This is a genomic window from Streptomyces sp. MB09-02B (assembly GCF_033794485.1).
In the GTDB taxonomy this organism is placed as follows: Bacteria; Actinomycetota; Actinomycetes; order Streptomycetales; family Streptomycetaceae; genus Streptomyces.
Window position 1 is genome coordinate 1 of record NZ_JARGEE010000447.1, and the last position, 6770, is coordinate 6770.

The following is a 6770-nucleotide window of genomic DNA, read 5'->3' on the forward strand; positions in this document are numbered from 1 at the left end:
GTCCCCCACCCGTACCCCTCCCGGGCCAGCGCGGGCACGGCGTTGGGTCCGATGTGGACGCCTCCGTCGATCCCCCGGGTCAGATGCACCCCGAGGAACGGAAACGCCGGGTCGGGCACCGGATACACGAGCCCGCGCACCAGCTCGGGCCGCGCCAGCTCGTAGTACTCCCCCCGGAACGGCACGATCCGCATGCCGGGGTCGTCCCCGGTCAGCCGGGCCACCTCGTCGCAGTGCAGCCCGGCGCAGTTCACCAGCACCCGCCCCCGTACGACGTCACCGCCCCGGACCCGAACGGCGACACCGAGGGACGCCCGCCGGTCGATCCGCTCGACCTCGGCGCCGTAGCGGATCTCGGCGCCGGAGGCGCGGGCGAGCTGCCGGGCGACCCCGACGAAGTCACAGATCCCGGTGGTGCCGACCTGTATGGCCGCGAGCCCGCGCACCTCCGGCTCGTACTCGGCGATCTGGGCGGCGCCCAGCTCCCGCACCGGAATCCCGTTCTCCCGGCCGCGCTGCACCAGGGCGTGCAGCCGGGGGAGCTCCGAGCGCTCGGTGGCGACGATCAGCTTCCCGGTGACGGCGTGGTCGATGCCGTACTCGGCGCAGAACTTCACCATCTCGGCGGCGCCCTTGACCGCGTACCGCGCCTTCAGCGATCCCGGCCGGTAGTAGATCCCGCTGTGGATGACGCCGCTGTTCCGCCCGGTCTGGTGCCGGGCCGGCCCCGGCTCCTTCTCCAGCACGGTGACGCGTGTGCCCGGCGCCGCCCGCGTGATCGCGTACGCCGTCGACAGCCCGACGATCCCGCCGCCGATCACGAGCACATCACAGTCGTAAGCGCCCTGCCTCCGCACGCGCCCCACCTCCCGACTCCGATAGTGCACTGCACCACTGACAATGCCCTCAAACCCGGAAGCCGTCCCCATGACGCCGATCACGTTCTCTGTCGCCGGGGGCCCAGAGCCGCGCCCCATCAGGGGCGCGGGGAACTGCGCGATCAACCCCCACGCAGCCGCACCCGCCAAAGACACCCAAACCCGGCGATGACCAGGCGCCCAAACCCTAAGCCGGAGTCATCAACAACGGCCGCGCCCTCTCCCGCAGCTCGATGACCCGCGGCTCGTCCCCGTACGGCTCCAGCCGATGCAGCAGATCCTTCACGTACTCGGTCGTGCGCGCCGAGGAGATGCGCCCCGCGACCTCCACCGCCCGCACCCCCTGCTCGCACGCCGCGTCGAGATTGCCGGACTCCAGCTCCGCGACCGCCGACACGACGAGCCGCAGCCCGTGCGAGCGTACGAACTCCTCCGTCGGCCGCGACAGCGCCTGCTCGGTGAAGCGGCGCACCTGACGCGGCGCCTTGAGATCGCGGTAGCACTCGGCCGCGTCCGCGGCGAAGCGGTCGTACCCGTAGAACCCGAGCCAGCTCGGGTCGTGGTCGCCGTCCCGGGCGCGCTCCAGCCACCCCTCGGCGGCCTTGAGCGCCGCCCCGGCGGCCGCCGCGTCGCCCGCGCGGGCGTGCGCCCGCGCCTCGACGAGCCGGAAGAAGCTCATCGTGCGCGCGGTGGCGAGCCCCCGGTTGCGTTCCAGCGCGGCCTGCGCGAGGTCGACGCCCTCGTCCCCGAAGCCCCGGTAGGTCGCCTGCAGCGACATCGTCGCGAGGACGTACCCGCCCAGCGGCACGTCGGCCGCGGCCCGCGCCAGTCGCAGCGCCTGGATGTAGTACCGCTGCGCGGCCTCCTGTTGACCCGTGTCAAAGGCCATCCAGCCTGCGAGGCGGGTGAGTTCGGCGGAGGCTCCGAAGAGGGCGCGGCCGACCTCGTCGGAGTACGAGCCGAGCAGCAGCGGCGCCGCCTCGACCCGCAGGCACTCCGGCACCATCGACGAACGCCAGTCGCCGCCTCCGTACTTGGAGTCCCAGCGCCTGGCGTCCTCGGCGGCCTCCCGCAGCTTCTGCACATCGCTGTGGCCGACCTTCAGCGGCGACCCGGAGCCCTCGACGGAGCCCGCTTCGCGCGCCACCGAACTGTCGGCCGGGGTTATGAGCCAGCGTGACGCGGGTGTCGCGTACGCGCTCACGGCGAACGAGCCGGCGAGGGACTGCCAGATGCCGCCGGTGCCCGCGCGGCGGCCGGCGAGGTCGAGGCGGTAGAGCTCCGTCGCCGCGCGCACCGCCTGTCCGACGTCACGGGGGAAGGCGAGGCCCACTTCGGGGGCGGGATCCGCGTCCGCCAGGCCGATCTCGTGCAGCGGCACCGGGCGGCCGAGCTTCTGCCCGATCGCGGCCGCGATGAGATGCGGCGCGGCACCCTGGGGGACCATGCCCTTGGAGACCCACCGCGCCACCGAGGTCTTGTCGTAGCGAAGTGTCAACCCGCGCTGGGCGCCAAGATCGTTGACGCGACGCGCGAGTCCTGCGTTGCTGATTCCCGCGAGGGCGAGAACGGCGCCGAGCTTTTCGTTCGGCCCGCGTTGCTCCCTGGACATTGCGCCACCCCTCGAACAGACGGCTGCCGCGGCGGCATAGGCACGCGGCATTCGTAAACCCAGCGTAGTTCGCCGCATCCCAAGCGTTAAGGGGCCCAAATCCGGATGGCGGGATTGTGGTCCGTACGAAAGTGCGGACGACATACGGAGTGTTGTCACGTGCTCCCGCTGTGTGGCAGTGCGCCCGTCCGTGCGCTCTTCTCCGGCCACCGGGGGAGCGGTTCCATGGTCGTGCGTGGGTCGGCCCGCTGTACTGGATCCAGTGGGCTGGGGGACACCGCCGCCTACATCCCCGCGGGCGGCGGACCGGTCCGGGGGGCGAACTCCGCCTCCCGGACTGTGCGTTGACGCTGAGTCGCCATCGGGGGCGGAGGGAGGGGCGGGGAACTCCGCCCTTCGTGGCCGATTTGGCCGAAAATCGACGGTGGTCGTCGAGGGTGAATACCGCCCCGACCACGTCTCTTGAGGGCGCGTTAGGTGTTTTAGGGGAGCGTACCGGGGGCGCATTCGTGTCGTAGACCCGGGGTCCTCCTTTGTCGACCACCCCTCTCCCAGGGCGACTTGAGGGCGTGACGGGGGAGCGCTCAAGGCTCCTCAGGGGCGCACTTGCCGGTGCGCAAGCCACGCCGCACGCCCTCCGGCAGGCCTCCTTCGTGGCAGCATGGGGACCGTTCGTACGGTGCACCGGTTGTCCACAGCCTGTGGAGGCGTCGATGCGGTGGTTGGTGGGATGGAGCAGTACCGCCGCTGGCGCGCCCTTCAACGGCTCCGCCGGCGCCACCGGACGCGACGGCGAGACCGTGCACCCGGTCGGCTCGCACCTGCTCTGGGGCGACCCGGATCCGCTGTGGGCCGTCGGCGACTGGCGCCCCGACGAGGTGCGGGTCGTGCAGGCCGACGCCCAGACGCGCATCGCCGTCCTCGGTATCTGCGGCGCCTCCGACGAGCAGCTGCGGGTGGGCCTGTTCGCCGCCCGCGGCGGCGCCCTGCGTCATCTCACCGCCTGGCCCGGCAGCTACACGGCCGTCGTCCAGGTCGGCCGCCGGGTGACCGTCTGCGGCGACCTCGCGGGCGCGCGCCCGGTCTTCCACACCCCCTGGGCGGGCGGCACGGCGTACGCGACCGCCGCCCTGCCGCTGGCCGACCTCGTCGAGGCCAACCTCGACTTCGGGCACCTGGCCGCCCTGCTGGCCGCCCCCGACGTACCGGACGCCCTCCACGACTCCACTCCGTACGACGGCGTGCGCCGCATTCCTCCGGGGCACGCACTGATCCTGCGCGCCGGGGCGCGTGAGATCGCCGGCTACGAGCCGGTCGCCTCCCTCGCCGTCGCCGCCCCCTCCGCCGACCCGGCCCGAGCGGTGGACGCCGTCCGGGACGCCCTCGTGGAGTCCGTACGGGTCCGCCTCGCCGCACCCCGGCACGTGCCCGACGTCGACCCCGGCCCGGTGCCCGGCATGGGCCCCGCCGAGCGCCGCGCCGCCCGGGGCATGCCCGTCCCCGGCATAGGAGCCGACGTCTCCGGCGGCCCCGCCTCCGGCACGCTGGCCCTGCTCGCCGCCGGACTGCCCGGCGCCCCCGGCACGGTCCTCGGCCACGGCACGGGCGCCGGCGAGCGCCTCCTCGCCGTCACCTTCAACGACCTGGCCACCTCCGGCCGCGAGACCGAACTGGAGCGAGCGGGCACGCTCGCCGCCAACCCCCGCCTCCACCACGTCGTCGTGACCGGCGGCGAGGAGGTCCTCCCGTACGCCGACCTCGACGTCCCCCTCACCGACGAGCCGGGCCCTTCCCTGGTGACCGCCGCCCGCCACCGCGCCCGTCTGGCCTCCGGCAGCGCCGACCACTTCACCGGCTACGGCGCCCGCCAGGTCCTGGACGCCCACCCCGCCCGGCTCGCCGACCTCCTCATGGACCGCAAACGCCGCCACCTGGTCCGCCCGGTCGCCGCCCTCGCCAAGGCCGACGGCTCGGTGCTGGTCCCCGCGCGCGTCTACGGCGCCGCGCGCAAGCTGGCCCGCACCCCGTACCGCTCCGGCGTCGAAGTCCTCGCCACCCGCCTGATGCAGCGCAGCTTCGAGGAGCCCGGAGGCGCGGTGGGCGCCTCCCTGGCGGCACTCACCTGGGCCAGACCGGGCCCCGCCGCCCGCTGGCTGACCGGCGAGGCCCTGGCAGAAGTATCGATTCGCCTCGGGGCGACGACCGGCCGCTCCACCGTCGGCCCCGGCCAGCGCCCCGGAGACTTCCGCGCCCGCGCGGCCCTGGCCCGCCACGCGGCCGACGTCAGAGTCCTCGAACAGGCGGCGGAGATCCGCTCCCAACGCCTCCACACCCCCTTCCTCGACAACCAGGTCGTCCGCGCCTGCCGCGCCCTCCCCGAGGCCCTGCGCGTCCAGCCGGGCGCCCGAGCCGCCATCCTCCGTACGGTCCTGGAGGGCGCCGGCGTCACCGACCTCCCGCCCGGCTGGGGCGCCCCGTCGCACGCGACCTCCACCGCGGCGGCCCGCACCGGCCTGCGCATGGCCGCCGACACCCTGATCACCCTCTTCGACACCCCCCTGCTCGCCCAGGCGGGCCTGGTGGAGGCCCGCGTGGTCCGCAAGGCCCTCCGCGCGGCCGCCGAGGGCGAGCCCCTCCCGCTCGACGGCCTCGCCGACCTGGTCGCCCTCGAACTCTGGCTCCGCCGCCTCCTCTCCCGCCGAGGCACCTGCTGGACCGGCACCCCGGCCAGACAGCGCGCGGTCCCGGCCGGCATCACCCCCCAGCGAGGCGCCCTGGGCGCGGGGGCGACGGCCCGACGGGCCTGACAGTTGTCGGGGTAGCAGGGGTGGGAGGGATAGGAGAGAGGTAGCGGAATCTCAGCATCCGGATGCGTACAACCAACCGGGTCCGCCGATGGTCTCCCTCTGGATCGGACAGACGTCCGCCCCCCCAGCACCTCACGTGCACGTACGCGCCCCCCGACGCATGGCGCGCCCGAGGTGCCGCAGCTCTTGTGCCAGGAGAACCATGCGTACACGTACGGCCGCCGCCGCCACCCTCGGCACCTCGGTGCTGCTCGCGCTGCTCGTCCCCGCCGCCGCCCACGCGGACACCGCGAAGGGCGACACGGTCTTCACCTCGGTGAACTTCAACAAGAAGACCTTCAACGTGGGCGTCAGCGCGGCCCAGACGGTCAGCGTCGCCGCCACGGCCAAGGACGGGTCGGGCATCAACGGCATCCTCGGGGCCAAGCTCGTCAGCTCCGACGACCGGATCATCCACGCCCACACCGCCGACTGCACCAGGCCCTCCTCCACCACCATGAAGTGCCTGTTCAAGTTCACCCTGGACGCCAACCGCACCGACTACTACGACCTCAGGAACAGCTCGGCGGGCACCTGGCGCTTCACCGCCGAGGCCGTCGCCAAGGACAGCGACTTCTACGACCTGGAGACCAGCGCCAAGATCCAGGTGAAGCGCCTCGCCAAGCTCACCGCCACCCAGGCCGGCCCCGAGCCCGTCGCCAAGGGCGCCAAACTCACCGTCACGGGCACGCTGACCCGGGCCGACTGGAACACCAACACCTACACCCCGCACGCCGGCCGTTCCGCCGCCCTCCAGTTCAAGCGGTCCGGCACCTCGACGTACACCACGGTCAAGACGGTCACCACCGACTCGGGCGGCAAGCTCCGCACCACCGTCACCGCCAACGCCTCAGGCACCTGGCGCTGGAAGGCCACCGCGACCTCCACGACGAGCGGAGCGACGGCGTACGGCGACTCGGTGACGGCGAAGTAGCCGGCGCCGTACGAGATGACGCAGGCGGCCGCCCCCCTCACTCACACCTGAACGACGACTCCGCCCAGTCCGCCAGCACCGCCAGGTCGTGGGGGCCGTCCGGCTCGACGACCAGGCGTACCGTCTCCCGCCCGCTCAGGTTCACCTGGACCGGGACCGCCGGGTCACCGCCGCGCACCAGCCCGGACTTCCACAGCCGCACCCCGTCGCCGTAGACGGAGAAGTACACCCTGCCGAGGCCGTGCGTCAGGTCGTCGACGCCGAGGAGCGCGCTGTACGAGGTGCACCGGCGGTTGAGGTCGATGGTCACGGAGGAGCGGCCGTGCACGGTCACCCCGTTCGCGTACCGCTTCCCGGCGACCGACATCCCGTACCGCTGCCAGACCCAGCTGCTGTCGCCGAGGCGCATCTCGGGTTCGGTGCCGTCGCCGAGGACGCCGTACCGCAGTTCGTTCCACTGGTAGACGGCCGAGGGAGGGGGCGGGGGAGCGGGCGTCGGG

Annotated in this window: 5 protein-coding genes; 2 read left to right on the forward strand and 3 right to left on the reverse strand. The window is 73.4% G+C overall.

All coding sequences use genetic code 11. From position 1 onward, the window contains the following. Together lhgO and P1P70_RS37405 are read right to left on the reverse strand one after the other, a co-directional pair. A partial coding sequence (gene lhgO, locus P1P70_RS37400) for an L-2-hydroxyglutarate oxidase (protein ID WP_319245698.1) occupies window positions 1-857 on the reverse strand: 857 nt, incomplete at its 3' end. A 208-nt stretch (window positions 858-1065) separates the two neighbouring features. Further along, entirely contained in the window at window positions 1066-2490 is a 1425-nt protein-coding gene (locus P1P70_RS37405) for an MFS transporter (protein WP_184892229.1), read from the reverse strand. A gap of 713 nt (window positions 2491-3203) precedes the next feature. Here P1P70_RS37405 and P1P70_RS37410 point away from each other — a divergent pair. Both P1P70_RS37410 and P1P70_RS37415 read left to right on the forward strand, forming a co-directional pair. Then, window positions 3204-5297, forward strand: a complete 2094-nt coding sequence (locus P1P70_RS37410) for an asparagine synthase-related protein (RefSeq protein WP_319245700.1) — start codon at window positions 3204-3206, stop codon at window positions 5295-5297. 202 nt (window positions 5298-5499) lie between these two features. Then, window positions 5500-6270 carry a calcium-binding protein gene (locus P1P70_RS37415; protein ID WP_319245702.1) on the forward strand — a complete coding sequence of 257 codons (771 nt, stop codon included), beginning with the start codon at window positions 5500-5502 and terminating at the stop codon, window positions 6268-6270. 37 nt (window positions 6271-6307) lie between these two features. Here P1P70_RS37415 and P1P70_RS37420 read toward each other — a convergent pair. Then, on the reverse strand, window positions 6308-6770 hold a 463-nt coding region (locus P1P70_RS37420), incomplete at its 5' end, for an NPCBM/NEW2 domain-containing protein (RefSeq protein WP_319245704.1).